We start from the raw sequence: 20890 nt of genomic DNA, 5'->3' as shown, positions 1-20890 counted from the left end.
GATGACCAGCGGCCCGCCGCCGGGCCGGCCGTTCCTACAGGGCCAGCGACAGCAGCATCGGGGCCGCGCGCCGGTTCAGCGTGTCCGCCGCCGCGCGCAGCCGGTGCGCGTCCTTCACCGGCATCGACAGCGCCAGGCAGCCCGCCGACGACCCGGCGGTCAGCGGCACCGCCGCGCACACCGTGCCGACCGCGTATTCCTGGAGGTCGAGCACCGGGACCGTGGCCGGCTGGCTGTCCAGCTTGGAGAAGAGGACCTTCTCGCTGGTGATCGTCCGTGAGGTCAGCCGGGGTGTCTTGTGCCGGGCGATGTGGTCGCGCCGGCCGTTCTGGTCGAGCTGGGTCAGCAGGCACTTGCCGATCGCCGAGGCGTGCCCCGCCGACCTGAAGTCCACCCACTCGTTGACCGCCGGGGTGAGCGGGCTGTCGGCGTACTGCGTGACGCGGATCTCGCCGTCGACGTACCGGCTGAGGTAGACCGCGGCGCCGACCGAGTCGCGGAGCTGGGTCAGGGTCTGCTGGAGCTTGGACTCCAGGGCCTGGCGGCGGACCGAGCCCGAGCCGAGGAGCAGCAGCGAGGCGCCGATGACGTACGCCCCGTCGGTGATCTGTTCGACGTAACCCTCGCGGCGCAGCGTCAGCAGCAGGGAGGTGAGGTGGCCGACGGGCAGCCCCGTCTCCCGGGAGAGCTGGGCCTCGGTGACCCCGCTGCCGTGCTTGGAGACCGATTCGAGGACGCGAAGGGCGTACTGCACCGAGTGGAACGGCGCGGTCGGTTCGGGCTTCAACACCACGGCTTCCCCCTGCCAGTCGAGACCGGAGGCCGGTTTCACGGGCCCCGGCCCGGCCCCCACGATAGCCGCCGGCGGCCTGTTCAGGGCGGTGTACGGCGGACTGGTGGGTGCGCCCCGGAGCTGTCAGCAGGGGCGCACCCGTACGGCATATGCCTCTGTCATGCGCGCATGACGGATGCCGAGGTCACAGCACTGCGTTGAGGAATTCGCGCGTACGTTCGTGCGAGGGATCGGTGAAGATTTTTTCCGGCGAACCGGACTCCACGACCCGTCCGGCGTCGAACATGAGCACCTTCTCCGAGACGTCCCGGGCGAAACTCATCTCGTGGGTCACGCAGACCATCGTGATGTCGGTGTTCCTGGCGATGTCCGTCAGCAGCTCCAGCACCCCCGCCACCAGCTCCGGGTCGAGCGCCGACGTCACCTCGTCCAGGAGCAGGATCTCCGGCTCCATCGCCAGCGCACGGGCGATCGCGACCCGCTGCTGCTGCCCGCCGGACAGCTGCGAGGGGTGCGCGTCGACCTTGCCGGAGAGCCCGACCAGCTCCAGCAGCTCCCGGGCCCGGGCCTCCGCCTTGTCCCGGTCCATGCCGAGGACGTTGACGGGCGCCTCGGTGATGTTCTGGAGCACCTTCATGTTGGGGAAGAGGTTGAACTGCTGGAAGACCATGCCGATCTTCCGGCGGGCCGCCCGCAGGTGCTTCTCGGACGCCGGCTTCAGCGAGCCGTCCGGCGCCCGGAGGTGGGTCAGCGGTTCGCCGTTGACCCAGATCACGCCGTCGCTGACCCGCTCCAGCGTCATCAGGAGCCGCAGGATCGTCGTCTTCCCCGAGCCGCTGGGCCCGATCAGGGTGACGTGCTCGCCGCGGTCGACGGTGAAGTCCAGCTCATCCAGGACCGTGTGGTCCCCGTAGCGCTTGACGACCTTGTCGAAGCGGACGAGCGGGTGGCCGCCGTCCTTGGACGCGTCGATCGGCACGACGGCGTCGGAGGCCGTGGCCGCGTTCTTCTGCAGGGGGAGGGGCTCAGTGGCCAAGGCGCTTCTCCAGCTTCCTCATCAGGAGTGACGTGGGGTAGCTCGCGACCAGGAAGATCAGGCCGGCGAGCGTGAACACCTCGGTGAACACGAAGTGCTGTGTGCCGTAGTCGCGTGCCTCGAAGACCATCTCGTGCACGGTGATCACGGCGAGGAAGGGTGTCTCCTTGAACATCGAGATCGCGTAGTTGCCCAGCGCGGGCACCACATTGCGCACGGCCTGCGGCAGGATCACGGTCTGCCAGGTCCGCCGGGGCGTCAGCGACAGCGCCCGGCACGCCTCCCACTGCCCCTTCGGCACGGCGTCGATCCCGGCGCGGTACACCTCGGAGGTGTACGCGGCGTAGTGGACGCCCAGTACCACGATGCCGATCGTCAGCGGCTCCACCGAGGTGAACAGCGCGGCGGCGCCCACCAGTTGAACGATCAGCGGGGTGGAGCGGACGAACTCCATCACCGTCTTCACCGGCACGGTCACCAGCCGGCTCGGGGCCCGCCCGGCGACCGCGATGGCCAGCCCGAGCACCGCGGCGACCAGCGTGCCGAACACCGTCGCCAGCAGGGTCACCCAGAACCCGTTGAGGACCTGGGGGAACGCCTCACCGACGGCGCCCCAGTCGAAACCGTTGTTCACCGGGCACCTCCGGCCTGGGCGGCGGACACGGCGCTACGGCTCTTCAGCAGGCTCTTCCCGCCCGCCGCCAGACCGAGCCGCCGCTTGGCGGACCGCTCCAGCAGGTTCATGAGCAGGGTCAGGGCGTAGGCCAGGACGAAGTAGCAGACCAGCAGCGTCGCGTACGCGGTGAGGGTCTCGCCCGTACGGGTGCGCAGCTTCTCGATGGCGGTCATCAGGTCCGCCGCCGAGATCAGCCACAGCAGCGGGGTCGCCTTCAGCAGCTGGATCAGCAGATTGGTGAACGACGGGATCATCTGCACCCACGCCTGCGGCAGGATCACCTTGCGCATCCGGTGCAGCGGCGACATGTTCAGCGCCAGCGCCGCCTCGTACTGCCCGCGCGGTACGGAGTTGACCGCGCCGCGCACCACCTCGGCGCCGTACGCCCCGTAGTTGAGGCCGAATGCCAGCACCCCGCAGACCAGCGGCGTCAGTTCGTACCCGGTGAGCTGCGGCATCGCGTAGTACAGCCAGAACAGCTGGACGTACAGCGAGGTGCCGCGGAAGAACTCCACGACCACACGGGAGACCCCGCGCGACAGCATGAGCCGGCTGAGCGACATCAGTCCGAGCACGAAGGACAGGAGCAGCGCCACCAGGGCGCCGAACACCGTGGCCTCCAGGGTCACCCACAGGCCCGACCGCAGCTGCGGCAGATCGTCGGCGAAGGCCGAGAAGAAATCATTCATGCGGTGGGTACCGTCCCCGTCAGCCCTTGCACAGATCGGCCGTCTTCAGCGTGGCCGGCGGCAGCTCGGTGGCGCCGAAGCCGTAGTCGCGCAGCAGCTCCACATAGCGGGACTTGTCGGCGACGATCTTCTTCAGCTCGCGGTTGAACGCGTCGCGCAGCTCCTCGTTGCCCTTGCGGAAGACGGCGCCGCCGGGGCTGTACTGCTTCTTGCCGTTCAGCTCGGGCAGGAACGCCTCGGTGACCTCGGTGCCCTCGTTGGTCTTGGCGAGCCAGCGCAGCGAGATCCCGGTCAGCAGGAACGCGTCGACCCGGCCGCCCTTGACCGCGTCCGCGCCGTCCTGCGCCTTCTGGACCGTCTTGATCCTGCCCTCGGGGATGCCGGCGCCCTTGGCGTACGAACCCTCGACCGCGCCCGCCATCACACCGATGGTGATCCCGGCCTCCTTCGCGGAGGCGAGGTCGGTGACCTTCTTCGGGTTGCCCTTCTTCACCATCATCGCGGTCGGCGAGATGAACTCGGGCTCCGAGAAGAGGGCGTTGGCGCAGCGGTCCGGGGTGATCGCCATACCGGCGCTGACCACGTCGTACTTGCCGGCCTGGAGGCCGGGGATCAGGCCGTCCCACTCGGACAGGGTGGGCTTCAGCTCGTCCACGCCCAGCGCCTTGAAGACCTCGCGGTGCAACGTGGGCGCCTCGCCCTTGAGTTCCTTGCCCTCCATGTAGCCGTACGGGGCCTCGTCGGCGTAGGCGACCCGTACGAAGCCCTGCTTGCGGAGCTTCTCCAGCGCGCCCTCGCCGTCGGCGGAGCCCTCACCGGTCTTGCTGCACGCGGCGAGGAGGCCGGGGACGACGAGCAGACCGCCCACCGCTGCCGATCGGTTGATAAATCCCCGGCGGGACAGGTTCGGGAAGTCAGCCATGGTTCGCAGTCTCCTGAAGGGTTCGAACAGTCCGGACAGGCTTGGCGCCTGCCCGATCCGGGGTTTCTATGCAGGGAGAAAGCGCATGTAATCGAACGGTGGCCGGAGGGTGACCTTCCCGTGTCCACGAGCAGGCCGGAAGGCAGGTTTTGTACGGGATGTCCCGTACCCCCGCTCCGTACCGCGACGGCTGCCCGGCCGGCCGCCGTTCATGCACGTGCCCGCCGCCCGGGGCGATATCCGGGGCGGATGGCGGAATACTGGAACAGGAGCGGGGAAACCGGTCAGTGCCGCCGCGGACCCGCGGGGGCGCAGACGCAGGCGCAGAGAAAGGGTGGACATGACGACCGTCGGATTCCTCTACCCGGGCCACTTCGCCGAGGACGACTACCCGCGCATGGAGATCCTTCTCGACAGCACCATCAGACTCGTCGTCCACCACACCGAGAGCCCGGACGCCGGCTACCGCGAGGACGCCCTGAGCGCCCTGGGCACCCCCGGCCGGCTCGCCGCGGGCATCGAGGAGCTGCAACGCTCAGGGGTCCAGTCCATCGTCTGGGCCTGCGACGGCGGCAGCTTCCCGTACGGGTGGCAGGGCGCCCACGACCAGACCGCGGCCCTCGCACGGGCGGCGGGCGTGCCCGCGTCCAGCACCTCGATCGGCTTCGTCCACGCGGTGCGGAAGCTGGGCGCCGCGCGCGTCGCCGTCGCCGCGACCTACCCGGAAGCGGTCGCCGAGCGGTTCGCCGCGTTCCTCCGGGAGACCGGCACGGAGGTGACCGGCGTCCACGCGGCGGGCGTCTCCGAAGCCGCCGAGGCCGCCGCCTGGGGCGCGGACCGGGTGCTCGACCTGGCCAGGGCCGCCGACCGCCCCGAGGCCGAGGCCGTTCTGATCCCCGACACGGCCCTGCACACCGCCGCCCACCTCCCCGAGCTGGAGGAGGCGCTGGGCAAGCCCGTCCTCACCGCGAACCAGGTGGCGGCCCGGGAGGCCCTGCGGCTGGCCGACCGCCCCGCCTGGGCCCCGCGGCTCGGTGCGCTCTTCGCCCACCGCGAGCAGCCGCCGGCCCCGGTGAGCCGGGGGAGCGGACGGGCGTACGCGCACAGCAGGAAGAGTGCGTAGGGCGCGCCCGGAACGGCGGACCGGAATCAGCGCGCCGGAATAAACGGAGGAATAAACGGAGCCTTCCTCCTGTTCGTGCTCTCCGGACGGACGAGCACCGACGCGCACCACTGGAGAGGCCAGACGTGGACGAGATTCGAGGCGACGAGATCCAGGGCGGCGAGATCCGCGGTACGGCCCGGGGCACCGCCCCCGTGCCGCTGTCCGTGCTGGACCTGGTGACCGTCGGCCAGGGCCGCACGGCGAGCCAGGCCCTGCGCACCGGCGTGGAGATCGCCCGGCTCGCCGAGCGCCGGGGCTTCCACCGCTACTGGGTCGCCGAGCACCACTCGATGCCCGGCGTCGCCTCCTCGTCCCCGGCCGTCATCCTGGCCCACACCGCCGCCCGCACCGAGCGCATCCGCCTCGGCTCGGGCGGCGTCATGCTGCCCAACCACGCCCCGCTGGTCATCGCCGAGCAGTTCGGCACCCTGGAGGCGATGGCCCCGGGCCGCGTCGACCTCGGCCTGGGCCGCGCCCCGGGCACGGACGGCGCCACGGCGGCGGCGCTCCGGCGCACGGACCGGCTCAACGAAGGCGCGGATGATTTCCCGCAGCAGCTGATGGAGCTGACCCGGTTCCTGGACGACGACTTCCCCGACGGGCACCCCTACGCCCGCATCCACGCGGTCCCCGGACCCGTCCAGGCCACCGCCGAGGGCGGCGTCCAGTCCCCGGCGCGCCCGCCCGTCTGGCTGCTCGGCTCCTCCGGCTTCAGCGCCCGGCTCGCCGGGGTGCTCGGGCTGCCGTTCGCCTTCGCGCACCACTTCTCGGCCCAGAACACCGTGCCCGCCCTGGAGCTGTACCGCGACTCCTTCAAGCCGTCCACGGTGCTCGACGCCCCGTACGCCCTGATCGGCGTCGCCGCGCTGGCCGCCGACGACGAGCGCGAGGCCCGGCGCCAGGTGCTGACCGGCGCGCTCTCGATGCTCCGGCTGCGGTCCGGGCGGCCCGGTCTCGTACCGACGCCCGAGGAGGCGGAGGCGTACGCCTTCTCGCCCATGGAGCGCGAGTTCGTGGACAACTGGCTGGTCAACATCGTGCACGGCACCCCAGACGAGGTCCGCTCCGGCCTGGACGACCTGGCCAAGCGCACCGGCGCCGACGAGCTGATGATCACCGCCAACGCCCACAGCGGCGAGGCCCGGCTGCACAGCTACGGCCTGATCGCCGACGCGTACGGCATGCCCGACGCGTAAGGCTTACGGCCTCGCCCGCGGTTGTTACGCCCCCGGAGCGCGCGTCCCGATCAGTTCGGCGATGCGCTCCGGGGCCACCGCCCGGGAGTAGAGCCAGCCCTGTCCGGTGTCGCAGCCGATCCGGCGCAGCCGCTCCGCCTGGCCCGCCGTCTCCACGCACTCCGCGGTGACGGTCAGGCCCAGCCGGTGCGCCAGCTCGACCATGGCCTCCACGATCGTCTCGTCGGCGGGGCTGGGATGCGTGCCGTCCTCGTAACGGAAACCGCGCACGAACGCGCCGTCCAGCTTGAGCACGGACACCGGGAGGCGGCTCAGGTAGGCGAGGTTCGAGTAGCCGGTGCCGAAGTCGTCGATGGCGATGCGCACGCCCATGTCGCTGAGCGCCTGGAGGGCCCGCAGCGGGCGGCCCGCCGAGCCCATCACCGCGGACTCGGTCAGCTCCAGCTGGAGCAGCGCCGGGTCCAGCCCGGTCTCCGCCAGGATCTCCGCGACATCGGTGACCAGATCGGAGTCCCAGACCTGGCGCACCGCGACATTGACGCTGATGAACAGCGGAGGCCGCTCCGGGTGGTCCAGCTGCCAGCGCCTCGCCTGGCGGCAGGCGGAGCGCAGCACCCAGCGGCCGAGCTGCACGATCGAGCCGTCCTCCTCGGCGATCGCGACGAACCGATTCGGCGAGAGCATGCCGAACTGCGGGTGGTTCCAGCGCACCAGCGCCTCGACCCCGCACACCACCCCGTCCGCCAGACCGACCAGCGGCTGGTACTCGATGGTGAACTCGCCGCGCTCCACGGCCGGGCGGAGCGTGGACGACAGCGCCTGGCGGGTCATCCGGTGGGCGTTGCGCTCCGGGTCGAAGAGGGTCCAGCGGGCCTTGCCGTCCGCCTTCGCCCAGTACAGCGTGGTGTCGGCGGCCTGCATCAGTCCGGTGGCCGAGGTGCCCGCGACGGGTCGCTCCACCACCCCGATCGACGCCGACACCGCCAGCCGCTGCCCGCCCAGGTCGAACGGCTGCTGAAGGGCGCCCAGCACCGTGCGCGCGAGGCCGGTCAGCTGCTCGGTGCCGGTGGACTCCTCGACCAGCACCGCGAACTCGTCGCCGCCGAGCCGGGCCACCAGCGGGGCACCGGACGGATACGCCCCCGCCCGCTCGGCGCAGTCCGTGAGCCGGGCGGCGACGGCCGCGAGGAGCCGGTCGCCGACGCGGTGCCCCAGGGTGTCGTTGACCGCCTTGAAGCCGTCCAGGTCCAGATAGCAGAGCCCGACGCGGGAGCCGGCGCCGTCCTCGTGCGGCGGGGTGCGCAGGGCCGCCGACAGCCGCTCGAAGAACAGCGCCCGATTGGGCAGCCGGGTCACCGGGTCGTGCATCTGGAGGTGGCGCAGCCGCTTCTGGAGCTCCCGCCGGTCGCTGACGTCCGCGACGGAGAGCAGCACCTGACCGGGGGCGTCGTCGCGCTGCGCCTGCCGGGCGTCGGGCAGCGGTACGACGGTGATCTCGGCCCACAGCGAGCGCCCGTCTGGGTGCTTGAGGCGGCGGGCGCAGCGGAAGCGGGAGCGCCGGCCGTGCAGCACCTCGCGGTACGCGTGCCAGGCGCGGGCGTCCGCCGCGAGGTCGACCAGATCGGCCGCCGACTGCGCGGTGAGCGCCGCCGCCCCGGTGCCCGCCAGTGCGCCGAGCGCCTCGTTGGCGGTGACGATCAGGCCCTCGTGGTCGACCACGGCCATCGGCAGGGTCGCGGCGCGGAACGCGGCCCGGTAGTCGTGCGCCTCGGTGGCGGGCGCGCCGGGCGGCCACACTTCGTGACTCTGTGTGATGTCGGGTCGCTGTGCGGAGGGCGCTCCGGGCCCCGGCCCTTCGGAGGTTGCGCTCACCGTTCGCTCCGCCCTGCAGTTCTGTCCCGGACAACTCTGGCCGGACTGGCCCGCCGCGTGGAGTGCCGTCGTCAGAGGCGGAAACCGCGCAGGAAAGCGAGGTGAAGCATAGAGGGCGCGCCCCGGGCCGATCCAGCGCCCCGGCCCCCGGGCGCCCGCCCGCGACTCGCACGGCCCAGGCGGACACCGATCCGGTTTGCCCCCGCCTGATTGATTCTGCGCAGCTCTGTTCTGTCACGTTGCAAGGGTGATCGATTGTGACTGTCTGTGAAGGAAGCTGGCGGAGTGCCAGCCGACACGACTGGAGGACTTCAACGTGACGAAACGGCTATAACGGCACAAGGTGGGCGGGAGGGTTTCAGGTGTCCGCTCCCCGTTCCGGAGGTAGATGTGCCGCGTCAGCCCGGGCCCTCGGAGGTGGAGCGGCCCAGTCCGCGCGCGCTGGCCGCCGTGCTGATCTCGCTGCTGGCGCTCGTCGCCACCTCGCTCGTCACCGGGCCCGCTGCCGCCTCCTCCGGGGACGCCGCCCCCTGCGCGCTGCCCCGCACCCCCGCGCACCACTCCCTCGGCGTCGACCGCTGGAACGGCGCCTACCCGCGCCCCGACCACGCCCTCGACGCGGTGATGGTCTTCCTCTCGTTCCCCGACGCCGAGCCGGACACCACCCCCGCCGAGCTCACCGCCGACTACTTCCCGGCCACCACGCGGTTCTTCCAGCGCGCCTCGTACGGGAAGTTCACGCTGCGCCCGCACCCGCAGCGGGACTGGATCCGGATGCCGAAGCCCTCCACCTGGTACGGCATACGGCGTGACTGGGCCAGCGACCGGCGGAGCGCCTATCTGCGCGACGCGATCCGGGTGGCCGACGAGAAGGTCGACTTCTCGCGCTACGACATCGTCTACCTCGTCGCGGACCCGGACGCGCCCGGCGTCGACTCGGACGCCACCAAGGTCGTCAACTTCGACCGGCCGCTGCACGCCGACGGTACGGACATCAGGCGCGTCGTCACCGTCTTCGAGCAGCACCCGCCGGACCACAACGTCCTCGCCCATGAGACCGGCCACGTCTTCGACCTGCCCGACCTCTACCACCGGCCCACCGACGGCAAGGGCGACTGGGACACCTATGTCGGCGACTGGGACGTCATGGGCAGCCAGTTCGGCCTGGCGCCGGACCTCTTCGGCTGGCACAAGTGGAAGCTGGGCTGGCTGGACGACCGGCAGGTGGTCTGCGTCCAGAGCGACCGCGTGGTCACCCTCGAACCGATGGCCGACGTGCCCGTGCCCGGTGCCTCGCTCGGCACCCGGCTCGCCGTCATCAGGACCGGCGAGGGCAGCGCGGTGGCCGTCGAGGCGCGCGCCTCCACCGGCAACGACCTCTCGACCTGCGCCGAGGGGGTCCTGCTCTACCGGGTGCACAACGAGACCGCGTCCGGCGGTGGCCCGGTCGAGGTGCTGGACACGCATCCGGACAGCGACGCCTGCTGGGAGCGCTCGGTCTACCCGCCGCTCGCGGACGCGCCGCTGCGCGTCGGCGAGACGTACTCCGTGCCCGGCGCGCACGCCACGGTCGAGGTCGCGGACCGGACGCCCTCGGGTGCCTACACGGTCCGCATCACCACGGGCACCTGACCGGGCCCGCCGCCGGACCCTCACTGGACAACGAAGAAGCCCCCCGCTTCCGCGAGGGGCTTTTTCCGTCTGTGCGCCGCCAGGGACTCGAACCCCGGACCCGCTGATTAAGAGTCAGCTGCTCTAACCAACTGAGCTAGCGGCGCCTGCTGACGTCGTAGACCTTAGCACCCGGATCGGTGAGAGGAAAAATCGAAATACGCGGCGTCGGAGCGGGTGCCGACCGGGCCACCCGGACACACGCCCACAGCAGCACGTCCGGCCCCGGCAGCCACGGGGTCCGGGTGTCCGGCGCCACCAGCCAGCGGGGCCCCGCGTACTTCTCGTCGCAGGTCAGCGGCGGGGCCGTCACCGCGTCCCCGGTGCCGTGGCAGAGCAGCGGGGGCACCTTCGTACCGCCGCCGTTCCGGCTCTGCGGGCCGCCGCCCCACTCCTCCCAGTCCAGCAGCGACGGCAGCCGCTGGGCCGTGCCCGGGGACGCGAAGAGCAGCATCCGGCCCCGGTGCGCGGCGACCGGACCCGAGCCCGGACCGTCCGCCCACAGGTGCTCCAGCATCCGGCGCCCGAACAGCGTCGGTACGTTCACCACGTCGAACGCCGTGCCGCACGGCAGGACCCCGGGCGCCGTCGGGCGCGACTCCCACTGGGCCAGGGCGCTGCGCGGGTACGCCGTCGCCCCGGCCAGCCACGCGGCACCGGCCGCCGTGACCTGGGCCGTCTGGTTCCGCGCGGGCTCGCGCAGGGCGGCGAAGAGGTCCGCCTCGTGGCCGGCGCGGAGGCAGGGGCCGTCGCCGTGGTGCAGGGTCGTTTCGTCGGGCAGCCATGCGGTCATGTGCACTGGTCTACCCGGAGTGATCAACCGGATTCCGAGAGTTGCCGGAAATCGGGACAGGAGAACCGCACGAGGAGTATGGTTCGCCCGGGCATATGCCGGACGGTGGTACCCGGGCCCCCTGCGGGGGGCCGTCCGCTCGGATCAGGCCCCTAGGGCTGCGGGGTGTTCAGCAGGGTGCGGCCGAATTCGACCATCTTCTTCGCGTAGTCCTCGGTCCACTCCGCGCGCCGCGCGATGTCCGCCGTGGTGAGCCGGTCGAACCGGCGCGGGTCGGCCAGCTGGGCCGCCGCTATCGCCTGGAACTCGACCGCGCGGTCGGTCGCGGCACGGAAGGCCAGGGCCAGCTCCGTCGCCCGGCCCAGCAGCTCCTTCGGATCGTCCATCGACTCCAGGTCGAAGAAGTGCTCCGGGTCCGCGACGGCGGCCGCCGGCTCGAAGAGCAGGGATGCGGGGCGCAGCCGCCGCTGCTCGCCTTGCTCGGGTTGTGCCATGTGGTTCTTCCTCCTACGACAGGCCCTCGGGCGGCCCGGACGGCCACCCTCCATTGTCCGTTCGGCCGCAAGGGCGCATACGTCCTGCCGCCGGGGCGTGCGCCGGCCCGGCCGCGCCCCGGCGCACTCAACAACTCCAGCGCACCCGGTGTTCCGCCAGATGCGCCAGCACCGCGTGGTTCGCCTCCCAGCCGTCCGGGAACTTCACCGTGACGCCCAGCTGGACCGGCTCCGTCGACGGATGCTCGTCCAGCAGATCGGCGACGCCCTCCCGGCAGACCACGACGCACGCGTGCCGGTGCCGGGACGCCAGCACGCACAGGCGGCCCGTCTCCAGGTGGAACGCGGTGGCGTCCGGCCGCCCCGACAGCGGGTGCAGCACCACCGTGACGTCGAACTCGCGGCCCTGGAGCCGGTTCGCCGTGTCCACCGCGACCCCCGTCACGCCCAGCTCCGCGAGCGCCGCGCGCACCGCCGCCGCCTGGTCGCGGTGGGCCGTGCCGACCGCCACCCGGTCCGCCGTCACCGGGGCCGGGTCCGGCGACCGCTCGCTGGTGGCCGCGCCGCCCCGGTCCAGCAGCCGGCGCACCACCAGGGCGACCGCCCGCACCGCCTCCGGGTCGGTGCGCGGGGTGTGCCGGGCCGGGAGCTCCAGCAGCCCCCAGCCCGAATCCGCCGCTTCGTCCAGCACCCGGTCCGCCGCCGACCCGTCCGACGCGACCCCGAAGGACAGCCGCCGGTCGCCGTGGTCCGTGCCGCTGCGGAACGGGGTGTACGGGTAGAACGCGTCCGACACCAGGGGCGCGGCCGACGCCGGGAGCCGCCAGGAGACCGGCAGCCGGTGCTGCGGCAGCTCCGGATTGTGCGCCAGCAGGGTGCTCACCGCACTGGCCGACGGGTCGTAGCTCAGCCCCGCCCACTGGTCCGCGCCGACGATCGAGAACGGGTCCAGCTGCCCCGGGTCACCGACGAACAGCGCCCGCTCGAAGAGCCCGGCCACGGCGAGCAGCGCGTCCGAGCGCATCTGGTACGCCTCGTCCACGATCGCGTGTCCCCACGGCTCCACGTTCTTCACATGGGCCCACTTCGCGGCCGTCGAGATGACCACGTCGAGCCCGGCCAGATCCGCCGCCTTCGCCGACTTGCGTACGTTCTCCAGACCGTCGAGCACCTTGTCGTACGGATCGGAGTCGCTGCTGTGCAGCCGGCCCACCGGCAGCCCGGGGTCCTTCTCCGCGAGCCGCACCACCAGATCGTCCACCTGCGCGTTCGTCTGGGCGACCACCATCAGCGGGCGGCCCGCCGCGGCCAGCTCCAGTGCCGCGCGCACCACCAGCGTCGACTTGCCGGCCCCCGGCGGGGAGTCCACCACGACACCCCGGGCCGTGCCGTTCAGCGTGTCGTCCAGGATCTTCGCGGTGGCCAGGCCCGCCGCCGCGCCCGGGTCGAATACGGCCGTCACAACAGGTCCTCCGGGGTCACGGGGTCGGGCAGCTCGGCCGCTTCGAGGCCGCCCGGCGGACCGCCGTGGGTCCACGGGGTCTCCTCCGCGTCCGGCAGCTGCGGCCCGCCGCGCTGGTCGTGCTCGAACAGGGTCCAGGCGATCCGGTCGCCCGGCTCCGGGACCGACCCCGGGGCCGGCTCCTTGCCGCGCCCCATCCGGTCGGTGATCCGCAGCACCAGCGAGAGCGCGCCGCCCTCGCCGCCTTCGCCGTCCGGCCCGTCCGTCTCGTCCGCCGGGCCGTACGCCACGAACTCGGCGGTCTGCGGCTTGCCGTCCAGCGAGCGGTAGACCTTCACTCCCTCGCCCAATTGCGGCCGCTCCTCGGTGCGGACCGTGACCAGCGGGCGCGGCGAGGGCCGCTTCGACTCGCTGTACGCCATCTCCACCGCGCTCACCTCGCCGATGAACGCCTCCCCGGCGAGCCGCCGGCCGGCCAGGACGAGCGGGTCGTCCAGCGCCTCCTGCGCCTCCAGCCGCGCCTGGGCCGTCTCCCGGGCGGCCAGCTTGCGGGCGGCCGTCACCGCGTCGTCCCGGCGCGGCTGCGGCGGCTCACCGGCGCGGACCCGGTCGCGATGGGTGGTGAACGACCAGCGGTCCCGGGTCCAGCGGTCCTCGGTCCTGGACCCCTCGGGCAGCTCCCGCAGCAGGTCGAGACCCCGCCACACCGCGTCCCAGGTCGGCAGCAGCACCCCGGCGAGCAGCGCCCTGATCTCGCGCTCGGCCCCGGACAGCTCGGCCAGCCGGGCATCGGCGGCGAGCCCGTCCTCGGCCGCCGCGAACGAGGCGCGCGCCCGGTCGTACTTCTCGATCGCCGGGGCCAGCAGCCGGTTGTCGAAGTCCGGATCGGTGGCCGGGCCGGCCGGCGGGCACAGCAGCTGCCCCGCCGCGTCCCGGGCCAGCTCCGCCCGGAGCGCCGCCTCGGCACCGGACTCCCCGGCCGGCGGGTCGATCCAGGCGAGCAGGGCCCCCAGGTGCTGGTCCTCCAGATTCGACTGGCCGGTCGCCCAGTGCCGGTTCAGGAGGTCCGTGCAGGCCAGCAGCAGGGAGGAGCCGGGGACCCGGGCCCGCTCCCCGTAATGCGTCAGCCAGCGCCCGAGCAGCGGGACCCGGGCGGGCGCCGGATACGGCGTGTCCGGGTCGTCCTCGGCGGTGCGGCGGAAGCGCATCGAGCGGCCGAGCAGCCGGACGAACTCGATGCCCGCCCGGCTCGGGACGACGATCTGGGCCGCGTCCACGCACAGCTCCGTCTCGACCTTGACCCGCTTGCCGGTCGCCGGATCGGTCTCGTTGCGCTCGGCGGGCTCGATGACGTCCGCGTACGCCTCGATGTGCGGCAGGACCGCCTCGGCCAGCTCGGCGAGGAACGCGAACCGCAGGTCCCGGTCGCGCGGCTGGGCGACCGCCAGCAGCCGGGGCGCCTCCCGGTCCGTGCCGACGAGCGCGCCGAGCGGGGCGCCCGCCTCGCCCGCCGTGGTCAGCGGCACCAGGACGAGCGGCCGGTCGGTCAGCCGGCGGTGGCGCACGGTGGCCGTGGGCCGCGCCCGGCCGCTCTCCACGGCCTCCAGCCGGGCCAGCGTGCTGATCAGTGACATGCGGCCCGCCCCTCCAGCGCCTCGGCGCGCAACGCGGCCGCGCGGCGCAGGGCGGCGACCGCCGGATCGGCCGGATCGCCCTCCTTGCCCGCGGCGGCCGCCAGCACCCCGGCGACCGTCGTCAGGCCGCCCAGCTCACCCCGCACCCCGCGCCCCAGCGCCTCCACGGCGCCCTCGGTGCGCGCCCGGGCCCGGCAGTGGAAGGCCAGCTCGCAGGCGGACAGGCATTCCGGCGCATAGGCCGCGGCGACCGACTCGACCGCCGACTCCAGGGCTTCGGGGGAGCGCTCCGGGTCGAACGAGGCGCCCTCGGGGAGGGCGGCCGCGATCTCCTCGATGCGGGTGAGCCGGGTCAGCTGGCGGCGGGTGACGGCGCGCTGCTTGCGTACGTCCATGACGGAGGCGGCCGGCAGATTCGAGAAGTCCTTCGGGCACACCAGCAGCACCCGGTGGCCCACCCGCGCCCCGTCGGTGACCTCCGCGACCCGTTCGAGCGCCAGCACGTACACCGCGGACTGGCGGGCGGCCGCGCCCACCTTCGCGGCGTCCGCCGAGCCGTCGATCATGGGGAACGACTTGATCTCGATCACCGTCCAGGTGCCGTCCGGACGCACCACGACCGCGTCCGGCTCCAGATAGGCGGGGGAGCCCGCCACCTCCAGGGCCAGCATCGGGTGGTCGAGCAGTGCCCAGCCGCCCGCCTCCGTCGCCTCCCGCAGCGCCAGCGCGGTCCTGGCCGCGCGGCCCTCGGGCCCGGCGGCGGCCAGATCGGGCGTCGCGACCGCGCGCGGTGGTTCACCGGAGCCGCCCAGCCGTTCGTGCAGCAGGCGCATCAGCTCCGTACCGCCGTCGGCCTTGACCCGGGCCTCGAATGCGTTGCCCCGCATGAAGGCGAACTGGGACTGGCCGAACGGGGCCGGGGAGCCCAGCGCGGAGGCGAGCGCGCCCTTGTCGACCCCGGCCCCGTCCAGCAGGGCGCGGCGCTTGCAGCCCGGATTGGCGGCGAGGGCGGCGAGCGCGCGGGCGTCCAGCGGGCGCGGGGCGACCGCCGGGCCTCTCAGCTCAGCGAGCCGCTGCCGCGTCGGATGGTTCTGCGGAGGAGGTCCGCTGGCCGGGGATTCGCTCACCCGCCGAAGTCTCGCACCCGGCACTGACATCCGTGGCCGGTACGGTCGCGGAGGCTCCGGAGAAGCGGGGCAGGACGGCCGCCCTGACCCGGTCGGCGAGGCGCATCACGGGCCGGGCGAGCAGCGCCCCGGCACCCATCACGGCGCAGCCGGCGACCGCGTCGAGCAGATAGTGGTTGGCGGTGCCCATCACGACGAACGTGGTGATCAGCGGGTACGCGATGCCCGCGGCGCGCAGCGCGGGGTGCTTGGCGTGACGCCACAGCAGGATGCCGCACCACAGCGCCCACCCCACGTGCAGGCTGGGCATCGCCGCGTACTGATTGGTCATCCCGCCCATGCCGCGCGGCGCGCTCGCCTCCGTACCCCACCAGCCGTACGAGCTGTACTGCGCCATCGTGTCCACGAAACCGTACTTCGCGTCCAGCAGCCTCGGCGGGCAGGTCGGCATCAGCGTGAAGCCGATCAGACCGAGCATCGTGGAGGTCATCAGCCAGGTGCGTGCCCTGCGGTACGCGGCCGAGTGGCGGCGGAACATCCAGATCAGGACGGCCGGGGTGACCACGTAGTGCAGGGAGGCGTACGCGAAGTCGGACGGTATGCCTATGGAGGGGTGCGCGGTGAAGAGGCGGTTCAGCGGGTGTTCCGCGTTCAGGAACAGCGCCTTCTCCAGGCGCAGGATGCGCAGGCCGTGGTCGACGGCCGTGGACACGTCACCGCGTACGAGGAGGCGGCCGCCGGAGTACGCCGCGTACACCAGGGCCAGAAGCGGCAGCTCGGTCCACCAGCGGGGCCGGTGGCGCGGAGCGGGCGCGGTGGTGGCGTGCGGCATCCGGAACTTCTCCATCACGTGTTCATGCGGCCGACTGCGGGCGTTCAACCGTACGGTGCGCGTCGGGCGCGTGTCCCCCGGGGGTGTGGTCGGCACCCCTCAGCTGCTGTGATTCATCTGCGGTCAGTGGGACGCCGGGGCGGCCCGCCGGGTTGCCTCATGGGCGGATACGGGATGATGGGGACAAGGTCTTGGCTTTTCAGGGAGAACCCTCTTATGGCACCGCGCATCCTGCTCGCCCGGCACGGGCAGACGGAATGGTCCCTCAACGGCAGGCACACCGGCAGGACGGACATCCCGCTGCTCGACGCCGGACGCGAGGGGGCCAAGCTGCTCGGTGAGCGGCTGCACCGGGAGCCGTGGACGGACCTCCGCGGCCTGGAGGTCCGCACCAGCCCGCTCGTCCGCGCCGCCGAGACCTGCGAGCTCGCGGGCTTCGGCGACCGCGCCGAGCGGTGGGACGCGCTGATGGAGTGGGACTACGGGGCGTACGAGGGCATGACGCCGGCCGAGATCAGGGCGGGCCGTCCGGACTGGTTCATCTGGCGCGACGGGGTGCCGGAGGGCGAGAGCACCGCCGAGGTGTCGGCCCGGGCCGACGAAATCGTGGACTGGGCGCGGTCCGCCGACCGGGACGTCCTGGTCTTCGCCCACGGCCACATCCTCCGGGCACTCGGTGCCCGCTGGCTGGGCGAGGACATCGCCTTCGGCGCCCGCATCTGGCTGGCCCCGACGTCGCTGTCGGTCCTGGGCTGGGCGTACGGCGCCCCGGCGATCCAGAAGTGGAACGACACGGGCCACCTTGAGCGGTGAGCAATGGGGTGACCGGTGCGCCGTGAATCCCAGCCCGTCCGGCGTTTGAGGACGGAACCGTTGCGCACGGGGGCGGTGCCTGTTCTGGGACCTTGGCCCGAGGGCCGAGCGGATGCGCCCCGGACCGGGGCAGAGGGTTCCGTCCTCAAACGCCGGACGGGCTGGGGTTGGCCGGGCAGGCGGGCACGCTCTCGTAGCGGTCCAGGAAGTCGCGTACCGGGGAAGCCGCCCCCGTCCGGGGCCCCAGGGCCCCCACCGTGTCGTGGAGTATGGCGTGGATGCGGGAGGACTGGACGTCGGCCAGGAGGTCCAGGACCGCGTGGCCGGCCGCGGCCGCCTCCTCGGGGCGGCCCCCGCGGGCCAGGTCCCAGGTGAGTTCCGCGCGGTAGAGCGCGAGGTTGCGGGTGAAGTGGGGGTCCTGGAGCCGGACCGCCCGCTCCGCGTGGCGCGCCGCCCGCGCCCACTCACCGAGCGCCGCCCAGCACTGGGCCTCCAGCATCTCCAGCTCCGCCTCGCGGAAGAAGCTCATCCACTCCGGGTCCGCCCCCGAAGGCCCCCGCGAGAACGCGGAGTGCGCCCGGCCGAGCGCCCGTTCGCAGCCCGTCCGGTCCCCGAGCCCCGCCCGGCCGCCCGCCTCCCGGAGCGCGAGCAGCGCCCGCAGCCGGGGCGAGCCCAGCGGCTCGGCGGCCCGCTGGCCGGCCTCCGCCGCGCGCACCGCCTCACGCGGCCGTCCGGTGTCGCGGGCCAGGAAGGACACATTGCAGAACGCGTGCGCCTCCAGCGCCGGATCACCGGCCACCCGCGCGGTCGCCAGCGCCTCCGCGTAGTGCGAGCGGGCGTCCTCGAAGCGGCCCGAGTCATGGGCCAGCCAGCCCACGGAGATGGCCAGCTCACCGGCGCCGGAGTGCAGCCGGTCCGCCGTGGAGCGCCGGTTCACGGTCCCCGCGTCGAGCAGCGCGTAAGCCGCCCGCAGGGGCTGCGAGGCGCGCCGGTAGAGCCAGTCGCCGCCGTGCCGGTCGTCCAGCAGCCGGATCTGCCGCACCGCCCGTTCGACGGCGCTCACCTCCGTATCGCCGACCCGGCGTTGCAGGGGCAGGGCGGCGGCCGGGCCGCCGAGGCCCAGCCCCAGGGAGACGGCCGCCACCGTGGTGGTGCCGCTCGTCATGAACACGCGACGCAGCACGTCGCTCTCCTCGTCGTCGCCACCGGGCTCCGGCGGCGGGGCAGTCGGGGGCGGGGCGTCCGCCGTGGGCCTGGCCGCCCGTCCGCGTACCGAAGCGCGCGGCGAGAAGCCCAGGTCCTCCAGGGTCGTCCCGGGGAACATGTGCAGGAAGACCCGCTCGTACGCGTAGTTGGGGCAGCGGATCTCGCCGGACTCCACGCGTCCGATGTACCGGGCGTCGCACGCGACCTGCTCGCCGATCTCGCGAGCGGACCTGCGGACCGCGGCAGCGAACTCCCCGGCGGAGCGCGGGCCGCGCAGCCGCCGGAAGGCGAGGTTGGGAACTGCCCGTGTCGACACCATGGCATGGCCCTCTCGGTGCGAGCCGGGTGACGTTTCCGGTGTCCCGGCGGAGCAAGAACGTACCCGCTGTGACAAGGCGCACACGCAGCGTTTATGGATGAACCGGGCATCTCGGCCGCGATCCGCCATGAACTGCCACCCTTTGCGGCGGTGTCGCACCGTAGCCCTTGACGCCGTCGGCGCGTTGGTCCCCGTGGAGACGGAATACGGCTCCGGCGATGAGAGGAGAGGTCCCTTGTTGCACATCGATCTGCCGAACGGCGGCACGGCGTCCGCCGGCGAACCCTGCGATCTGGTGACCGTGCCCGCCCGGCAGGGCCTGGAGGCCGTGGACATCCTGCGCCGGGGCGCGGCGCGGGACGTGGTGGGGCCGGTCATCCACGACGGCGCCTGCGACACCCTCGGGTTCCTGGTGCCGCCGGGCACCGCGCAGGGCTGGGACGTACCGGGCAGCGCCTGTACGCGGACCGACGGCCGGGGGCTGCGCATCCCCGCCGAGCCGCCGGTCTCCGGCAGCGGCTGGCTGCTGCCGCCCGCCGCGGACACCCCGGTCACCGACCCGGCCGTGCTGCGCGTCGCGCTCGACCAGGCGGCCCGGCTGATCGAGGCCGCCGACAACTGCCGGTAGAGCCTGTTGCCCCCGTCGCACCGATAATGGCCGGACGGCGGGCCGCGCGGATCGGTCCGTCCCGGACACGGTGAGCAGCGGGCAGGGGCGAGAAGCAGTGGCACGTCGAGGAGCGGCCGGCGACCGCAAGGGGCGCGCGGGCCGCGCGGCCCCGGAGAGCAACGTCTCCGAGCCCGTGGACGGCGGTCTCGCCGAGCTGGTGCCCGACCGGGAGCGCCGGCGTGCCTGGACGCTGACGATCGACGGGGCCCCGCAGTCACACGTGGACCTGGACGACCCGACGTACCTCTCCTTCGCCTACCAGCGCCGCATCGGCCACATCGCGGACCTCGTCGCGCCCGCCGGGCAGCCGCTGCACGTGGTGCACCTGGGCGGCGGCGCCTTCACGCTCGCCCGGTACATCGCCGCCACCCGCCCCCGGTCCACCCAGCAGGTCGTCGAGGTCGACGCGGCGCTCGTGCAGCTGGTCCGCCGCGAGCTGCCGCTGGACCCGCAGGCCCGGATCAGGGTCAGGTCCGCCGACGCCCGCGCGGGGCTCGGGAAGATCCAGGACGGCTGGGCCGACCTCGTCATCGCGGACGTCTTCGGCGGCGCCCGCACCCCGGCGCACCTGACCAGCACCGAATTCCTCGCCGAGGTGCGCCGGGTGCTGAAGCCCGGCGGGAGTTACGTCGCCAATCTCGCGGACGGGCCGCCGCTGGCCCATCTGCGCGCCCAGATCGCCACCGCCGCCACGGTCTTCCCCGAACTCGCGCTCGCCGCCGACCCCGCGGTGTGGCGGGGCCGCCGCTTCGGCAACGCGGTCCTGCTCGCCTCCGGCACGGCGCCGGAGACCGCCAGGCTCACCCGCCTCGTCGCCACCGACCCGCACCCCGGGCGCGTCGAACACGGCCGCGCGCTCGTGGACTTCACGGGCGGTGCGGCCCCGGTGCACGACGCGGACGCCCGCCCGTCACCGGCACCGCCCCCGGACGCGTTCAAGTGACTTCTTTCCCGTACGGGCCACGAGTGCGTACGGGCTACGAGTTGACGATGTCCACCTGGGGCGCGTGATCGTTCCAGGTGCAGAAGACGGAGACCGTCGTGCCGTCGTCCCGGGCGAAGTTGACCCGTATCCACGTCGTGTTCGACCACACCCGCATCGACCAGCCCGGTTCCGGGGTCGCCGACACCAGCTCCGCCGAGTCGGCCGCCATCTCGAAGACGACCCGGCCGCCGTCGGTCGCGTAACTCCGCGCCTTCCCGGCCGCCGCCGTCGTCCCGGACGCCGGGCGCGGGGTGTTGGGCGCCGTGGTGTGTGACGGGGACGGTTTACGGGAAGAGGGGGCGGACGGCTCCGGGGTGGTGGTCCGGGGCTCGGGGGACGGCGAGGCCGAGGGGGCGGGGCGGTGCGTCGAGGACGTCAGGCTCTCCGTGGTCGGCACCGCGACCGGCACCGCGCGCGGCAGGTCGTACACCGTGCCCGCGAGCACGGAGTGCACACCCCACCACGAGACCGTGACCGCCGCGCCGGTGGCGAGCGACCACGCCAGCGCGTGTACCAGACCTCGTTGCATCATCAA

20 protein-coding genes and 1 tRNA gene are annotated in these 20890 nt (G+C 73.2%); 6 read left to right on the top strand and 15 right to left on the bottom strand.

Features of this window, described 5'->3' with window-relative positions:
- Positions 1 to 34 precede the first annotated feature (34 nt).
- The 5 genes from OG338_RS09380 to ehuB form a co-directional block, all read right to left on the bottom strand.
- Complete coding sequence (locus OG338_RS09380) at positions 35 to 793, bottom strand: IclR family transcriptional regulator (RefSeq protein ID WP_405936881.1); 759 nt, start codon at positions 791 to 793, stop codon at positions 35 to 37.
- A 184-nt stretch (positions 794 to 977) separates the two neighbouring features.
- Entirely contained in the window at positions 978 to 1829 is an 852-nt protein-coding gene (gene ehuA, locus OG338_RS09375) for an ectoine/hydroxyectoine ABC transporter ATP-binding protein EhuA (RefSeq protein WP_405936880.1), read from the bottom strand.
- Entirely contained in the window at positions 1819 to 2463 is a 645-nt protein-coding gene (ehuD, locus tag OG338_RS09370; RefSeq protein WP_405936879.1) for an ectoine/hydroxyectoine ABC transporter permease subunit EhuD, read from the bottom strand. Before ehuD ends, ehuA begins: the two co-directional genes overlap by 11 nt.
- Complete coding sequence (gene ehuC / locus OG338_RS09365; RefSeq protein WP_405936878.1) at positions 2460 to 3194, bottom strand: ectoine/hydroxyectoine ABC transporter permease subunit EhuC; 735 nt, start codon at positions 3192 to 3194, stop codon at positions 2460 to 2462. The genes ehuD and ehuC overlap by 4 nt, the downstream gene beginning before the upstream one ends.
- A 19-nt stretch (positions 3195 to 3213) precedes the next feature.
- On the bottom strand, positions 3214 to 4116 hold the full coding sequence (gene ehuB / locus OG338_RS09360) for an ectoine/hydroxyectoine ABC transporter substrate-binding protein EhuB (protein ID WP_405936877.1): 903 nt from the start codon (positions 4114 to 4116) through the stop codon (positions 3214 to 3216).
- Positions 4117 to 4456: 340 nt separating this feature from the next.
- Between ehuB and OG338_RS09355 the strand changes: the two genes are divergently transcribed.
- The gene (locus OG338_RS09355; protein ID WP_405936876.1) at positions 4457 to 5239 is read left to right on the top strand and encodes a decarboxylase; all 783 of its coding nucleotides are present in this window, start codon (positions 4457 to 4459) and stop codon (positions 5237 to 5239) included.
- Positions 5240 to 5364: 125 nt separating this feature from the next.
- Positions 5365 to 6477, top strand: coding sequence for an LLM class flavin-dependent oxidoreductase (locus tag OG338_RS09350; RefSeq protein ID WP_405936875.1), 1113 nt, complete (start codon positions 5365 to 5367; stop codon positions 6475 to 6477).
- Between the two features lie 24 nt (positions 6478 to 6501).
- Here OG338_RS09350 and OG338_RS09345 read toward each other — a convergent pair whose 3' ends face one another.
- Complete coding sequence (locus OG338_RS09345) at positions 6502 to 8349, bottom strand: putative bifunctional diguanylate cyclase/phosphodiesterase (protein ID WP_405936874.1); 1848 nt, start codon at positions 8347 to 8349, stop codon at positions 6502 to 6504.
- 417 nt (positions 8350 to 8766) lie between these two features.
- Here OG338_RS09345 and OG338_RS09340 point away from each other — a divergent pair, with 417 nt between their 5' ends.
- Positions 8767 to 9981, top strand: a complete 1215-nt coding sequence (locus OG338_RS09340) for a M6 family metalloprotease domain-containing protein (protein ID WP_405940366.1) — start codon at positions 8767 to 8769, stop codon at positions 9979 to 9981.
- 72 nt (positions 9982 to 10053) lie between these two features.
- Here OG338_RS09340 and OG338_RS09335 read toward each other — a convergent pair.
- From OG338_RS09335 to OG338_RS09305, 7 genes are all read right to left on the bottom strand, one after another.
- A tRNA-Lys gene (locus OG338_RS09335) sits at positions 10054 to 10127 on the bottom strand.
- Positions 10118 to 10813 carry a bifunctional DNA primase/polymerase gene (locus tag OG338_RS09330; RefSeq protein ID WP_405936873.1) on the bottom strand — a complete coding sequence of 232 codons (696 nt, stop codon included), beginning with the start codon at positions 10811 to 10813 and terminating at the stop codon, positions 10118 to 10120. The genes OG338_RS09335 and OG338_RS09330 overlap by 10 nt, the downstream gene beginning before the upstream one ends.
- 152 nt (positions 10814 to 10965) lie before the next feature.
- Positions 10966 to 11307 (bottom strand): hypothetical protein, encoded by a 342-nt coding sequence (locus tag OG338_RS09325; RefSeq protein ID WP_405936872.1) that lies wholly within the window; start codon positions 11305 to 11307, stop codon positions 10966 to 10968.
- 127 nt (positions 11308 to 11434) lie between these two features.
- Positions 11435 to 12769, bottom strand: a complete 1335-nt coding sequence (locus tag OG338_RS09320; RefSeq protein WP_405936871.1) for an AAA domain-containing protein — start codon at positions 12767 to 12769, stop codon at positions 11435 to 11437.
- On the bottom strand, positions 12766 to 14403 hold the full coding sequence (locus OG338_RS09315) for a hypothetical protein (protein ID WP_405936870.1): 1638 nt from the start codon (positions 14401 to 14403) through the stop codon (positions 12766 to 12768). Before OG338_RS09315 ends, OG338_RS09320 begins: the two co-directional genes overlap by 4 nt.
- A complete protein-coding gene (locus OG338_RS09310; RefSeq protein ID WP_405936869.1) occupies positions 14394 to 15530 on the bottom strand; it encodes a hypothetical protein in 1137 nt (378 codons plus the stop codon). The genes OG338_RS09315 and OG338_RS09310 overlap by 10 nt, the downstream gene beginning before the upstream one ends.
- Entirely contained in the window at positions 15466 to 16362 is an 897-nt protein-coding gene (locus OG338_RS09305) for a phosphatase PAP2 family protein (RefSeq protein WP_405936868.1), read from the bottom strand. The genes OG338_RS09310 and OG338_RS09305 overlap by 65 nt, the downstream gene beginning before the upstream one ends.
- A 216-nt stretch (positions 16363 to 16578) precedes the next feature.
- On the opposite strand from OG338_RS09305, the gene OG338_RS09300 reads away from it, so the two are divergent.
- On the top strand, positions 16579 to 17175 hold the full coding sequence (locus tag OG338_RS09300; RefSeq protein WP_405936867.1) for a histidine phosphatase family protein: 597 nt from the start codon (positions 16579 to 16581) through the stop codon (positions 17173 to 17175).
- Between the two features lie 145 nt (positions 17176 to 17320).
- On the opposite strand, the gene OG338_RS09295 is transcribed toward OG338_RS09300, so the two are convergent.
- Positions 17321 to 18700 carry a tetratricopeptide repeat protein gene (locus OG338_RS09295; protein ID WP_405936866.1) on the bottom strand — a complete coding sequence of 460 codons (1380 nt, stop codon included), beginning with the start codon at positions 18698 to 18700 and terminating at the stop codon, positions 17321 to 17323.
- 238 nt (positions 18701 to 18938) lie between these two features.
- Here OG338_RS09295 and OG338_RS09290 point away from each other — a divergent pair, with 238 nt between their 5' ends.
- Both OG338_RS09290 and OG338_RS09285 read left to right on the top strand, forming a co-directional pair.
- A complete protein-coding gene (locus tag OG338_RS09290) occupies positions 18939 to 19328 on the top strand; it encodes a hypothetical protein (RefSeq protein WP_405940365.1) in 390 nt (129 codons plus the stop codon).
- A gap of 97 nt (positions 19329 to 19425) precedes the next feature.
- Complete coding sequence (locus tag OG338_RS09285) at positions 19426 to 20313, top strand: spermidine synthase (protein ID WP_405936865.1); 888 nt, start codon at positions 19426 to 19428, stop codon at positions 20311 to 20313.
- A gap of 34 nt (positions 20314 to 20347) precedes the next feature.
- Here OG338_RS09285 and OG338_RS09280 read toward each other — a convergent pair whose 3' ends face one another.
- A complete protein-coding gene (locus tag OG338_RS09280; RefSeq protein WP_405936864.1) occupies positions 20348 to 20887 on the bottom strand; it encodes a hypothetical protein in 540 nt (179 codons plus the stop codon).
- Positions 20888 to 20890 lie beyond the last annotated feature (3 nt).

It is taken from the genome of Streptomyces sp. NBC_00726, from assembly GCF_045161735.1.
GTDB lineage: Bacteria > Actinomycetota > Actinomycetes > Streptomycetales > Streptomycetaceae > Streptomyces.
The sequence above is the reverse complement of the archived record's forward strand: the minus strand, read 5'-3'. Positions and strand labels throughout refer to the sequence as shown.

Coding starts and splice junctions, on each gene's coding strand:
- ehuC (WP_405936878.1), bottom strand. CDS start 3,194: ATGAATGATTTCTTCTCGGCCTTCGCCGACGATCTGCCGCAGCTGCGG.
- OG338_RS09355 (WP_405936876.1), top strand. CDS start 4,457: ATGACGACCGTCGGATTCCTCTACCCGGGCCACTTCGCCGAGGACGAC.
- OG338_RS09305 (WP_405936868.1), bottom strand. CDS start 16,362: ATGCCGCACGCCACCACCGCGCCCGCTCCGCGCCACCGGCCCCGCTGG.
- OG338_RS09330 (WP_405936873.1), bottom strand. CDS start 10,813: ATGACCGCATGGCTGCCCGACGAAACGACCCTGCACCACGGCGACGGC.
- OG338_RS09325 (WP_405936872.1), bottom strand. CDS start 11,307: ATGGCACAACCCGAGCAAGGCGAGCAGCGGCGGCTGCGCCCCGCATCC.
- OG338_RS09295 (WP_405936866.1), bottom strand. CDS start 18,700: ATGGTGTCGACACGGGCAGTTCCCAACCTCGCCTTCCGGCGGCTGCGC.
- OG338_RS09280 (WP_405936864.1), bottom strand. CDS start 20,887: ATGATGCAACGAGGTCTGGTACACGCGCTGGCGTGGTCGCTCGCCACC.
- OG338_RS09315 (WP_405936870.1), bottom strand. CDS start 14,403: ATGTCACTGATCAGCACGCTGGCCCGGCTGGAGGCCGTGGAGAGCGGC.
- OG338_RS09300 (WP_405936867.1), top strand. CDS start 16,579: ATGGCACCGCGCATCCTGCTCGCCCGGCACGGGCAGACGGAATGGTCC.
- ehuB (WP_405936877.1), bottom strand. CDS start 4,116: ATGGCTGACTTCCCGAACCTGTCCCGCCGGGGATTTATCAACCGATCG.